The organism is Phenylobacterium sp. (assembly GCF_036723115.1).
In the GTDB taxonomy this organism is placed as follows: Bacteria; Pseudomonadota; Alphaproteobacteria; order Caulobacterales; family Caulobacteraceae; genus Phenylobacterium.
In genome coordinates this window covers 1-3,138 of the sequence record NZ_DAIMHV010000213.1, presented here as the reverse complement: position 1 = coordinate 3,138, position 3,138 = coordinate 1, and the positions used below count along the sequence as shown (strand labels likewise).

General features: G+C 71.4%; 4 protein-coding genes. 2 read left to right on the top strand and 2 right to left on the bottom strand.

Annotated features, from left to right (window positions below; genetic code table 11):
- The first annotated feature begins 128 nt into the window (after positions 1-128).
- A complete protein-coding gene (locus V7D28_RS14585) occupies positions 129-704 on the top strand; it encodes a TadE/TadG family type IV pilus assembly protein (RefSeq protein ID WP_333588109.1) in 576 nt (191 codons plus the stop codon).
- Positions 701-1,234, top strand: a complete 534-nt coding sequence (locus V7D28_RS14580; RefSeq protein ID WP_333588108.1) for a TadE/TadG family type IV pilus assembly protein — start codon at positions 701-703, stop codon at positions 1,232-1,234. Before V7D28_RS14585 ends, V7D28_RS14580 begins: the two co-directional genes overlap by 4 nt.
- A 25-nt stretch (positions 1,235-1,259) precedes the next feature.
- On the opposite strand, the gene V7D28_RS14575 is transcribed toward V7D28_RS14580, so the two are convergent.
- A complete protein-coding gene (locus V7D28_RS14575; RefSeq protein WP_333588107.1) occupies positions 1,260-2,039 on the bottom strand; it encodes an aminotransferase class IV in 780 nt (259 codons plus the stop codon).
- On the bottom strand, positions 2,036-3,138 hold a 1,103-nt coding region (locus V7D28_RS14570; protein WP_333588106.1), incomplete at its 5' end, for an anthranilate synthase component I family protein. The genes V7D28_RS14575 and V7D28_RS14570, both read right to left, overlap by 4 nt.

Genomic DNA, 3,138 nt, shown 5'->3' with positions numbered 1-3,138 from the left:
GGCGGACGCCCTAAGGCCGACGCCCAGTTTGGCATCGCCTAGCTCGGACGCCCTAAGGCGACCGCCCGCTTAAGCATCGCTTAGCCTCGGCGCCCTAGGCTCCCCTGCGAACCGGATGGACCCGCAGAATGCCGCGCGCCGCCAAGGCCTTTCTTGCCCGACTGAGGGGCTTTTCCCGCGCCCGCCAAGGGGCCACGGCGGTGGAGTTCGCCTTCATCGCCGGGCCGTTGCTGCTGCTGATCTTCGGCATCCTCGAGCTGGCCCTGGTGTTCATGATGTCCACCGCGCTGGAGGGCGCTACGGCCGGCGCGGCGCGTCCCTTGCGCACCGGCGAGATGCAGACCGCCGGCACGGCCAACAAGACCGCCTTCGCCAACGCCGTCTGCAGCCGCATGAGCTGGCTGGGTCCGGGCTGCACGGCTAATTTGCAGGTGGACGTGCGGACCTTCGCGGACTTCACCAGCCTGCGCGACACGCCCAACACCGGGGGCGCGGCCTTTGATCCCACCAAGACCTGCTGGTCGCCCGGCGGCCCCACCGACGTGGTCCTGGTGCGCACCTATTACCGGTGGAAGATCTTCACCCCCCTGATCAGCAGCGCCCTGGTCAACAGCACCGACGGGACCCGGCTCATCTCGGCGGTGGAGGCGTTCCGCAACGAGCCCTATGCCGACACCCCGCCCACGGGGGCCAAGTGCACATGAGGCGGCGGCGGACCTTCCTGAAGGACCACAGCGGCGTGGCGGCGGTGGAGTTCGCCTTGATCGCCCCGGTCCTGATCCTGATCTATATGGGCCTGGCCGAGGTCACCATGGCGCTCATGGCCGAGCGCCGGGCCGGGCACGCCACGGCCGTGGTGGCCGACCTGATCGCCCAGGACACCCTGACCAACAGGGCCGAACTCAACGATGTCTTCTCCATCGCCGAACACATCCTCTCGCCCTATCCGGCCTCGGGCATGAAGATCCGCGCCACGGCGATCAAGGCCGACGCCAACGGCGTCCCCAAGGTCGTCTGGAGCCACGGCAAGGGGTTCAGCGGCTATGCCAAGGGCTCGACGGTCAGCAACCTGCCCAAGGACCTGATCGCCGCCAACGAGACCCTGGTCATGAGCGAGATGACCTATGCGTTCAACTCGCCGGCCAAGTATGTCATCCCCAACGCCATGAACTTCCGGCAGCAGTACTATTTGCGCCCGCGGAAGATCGAGATGGTCAACTGCACCGACTGCTGAGGCGCGCCAGCCCAGGCCGGCGGCTTCACGCGGCGAGGGGATCGAGCCGCGCCATCAGGGACGCGTCCATGGCCAGGGGCCGGCCGTCGAGGCGGTCCACCGCCCGCACGCCGATGAGACTGTTGCTGATGAAGGCCGCCTCGGCGCGGGCGAGGTCTTCGGCGCCTTCGCGCACCTCAAGGATCTCGACGCCCGCCGACCGGGCCAGGGCCAGCACCCGGGCGCGGGCCAGGCCGGCCAGGGCGCCGCAATCGAGCGCCGGGGTCCGCCAGCCTTCGGCCGTGCGCCAGAAGAAATTGGCGGCGGCGGCGCAGGCGGCCTCGCCCCGATTGTTCAGCATCACCGCCTCCTCGCCCCCCTTCGCCTGGGCTTCGCGGCGGGCCAGCACATTGTCGAGATAGGCCAGCGTCTTGTGCCGCGAGGCCGGCGACCCCTCGTTGCGCCGCACCTCCACGAGAGCGAGGCCGACCGGGGCGGTGGGCCGCGGCGCAGGCGCAGCCGTGATCAGCCACCGCGGCTGCGGCGGAATGGGCCGGTCGAGACCCCGCCCCCCCGAACCCGCCGTCCAGGTGAGCCGCACCGCCGCGCGGCCCTGGGCGAGGCCTGCGGCGGCGAGGGCCTCCAGGGCCGCCTGTCGGGCCGCCGCCGGATCGGGCGAAGGCAGGCCAAGCGCGGCGCACCCCGCCTGGAGCCTGGCCAGATGATCGTCAAACCAGAGCAGGTCGCCCTGCTCGGCCAGCACGGTTTCGAAGAGACCATCGCCCAGCAAAAGGCCGCGATCGTCAGCGGGAACGGCGGACCTCATGCGGCGCCCACCAGGGCCGGCCCTCCCAGCGCCTGCAGCAGGGCGGCGATCTTGGCCTCGGTCTCGGCCCGTTCGGCGGCCGGGTCGCTGTCGGCGACGATCCCCGCCCCCGCCCTGGCCTCCACCCGCCAGCCGTCCTCGGCCTCGACCCAGGCGGCCGTGCGGATGAGGACGCTGGAATCGAAGGCGCCATCGGCCCCCCACCAGAAGATGGAGCCGCAATAGGGGCCGCGGGGGGGCTCCAGCTCGGCGATGACCTTCATGGCCTGGATCTTGGGGGCGCCGGTGACCGAGCCGGGGGGAAAGGCCTGGGCCAGCAGGTCCACAGCGTCGCACCCGGCCGCCAGTTCGCCGGTCACGGTGGAGACCAGGTGATGAACGTTGGCGAAGCTCTCCAGGGCGAACAGCTCCGGAACCCGCACCGTGCCAGGCCGGCAGACCCTGGCAAGGTCGTTGCGCATCAGATCAACGATCATGAGGTTCTCGGCCCGGTCCTTCGAGCTGGCCCGCAGCTCGGCGGCCAGGGCCTGGTCGCCGGCCGCATCGGCGCCCCGGGGGCGGGTGCCCTTGATGGGCCGGGTCTCGGCCACCAGCCGCCCCTCGTGACCCTCGACCGACACGAAACGCTCGGGCGAATTGGAGACCACCGCGCGCCCGGGCCAGCGCATATAGGCCGCGAAGGGCGCCGCGCTCTGGCCGGCCAGGGCCTGGAGCAGGCTGAAGGGACGGACATGGGCCGCGGCGCTGGCGCGCCAGGCCCTGGCGATATTGGCCTGGAAAATCTCCCCTGCGGCGATGCGGCCGATGACCTCGGCCACGGCGGCCTCATAGGTTGCGCCGTCGGACGCAACAGCGAGGGCGGCCATTCCGCTGGAGGCGGGCGTGGGGTCGGCCTCCAGCCTCTCCAGCAGGGCTTGGGCGCAGGCCTGCGCGGCCGCCTCGGTCTCGCCGCGGCCGTAGGCGAACATCCGACGCGCCTGATGATCGAAGGCCAGGACGGAAGGATAGAGGGCGCAGGCCAAGATCGGCCAGTCCTCGTCCACGGGCAGGTCCAGGCCCTGGGCCCGCACCCCCAGCCCATAGGCGGCCAGGCCCGCCA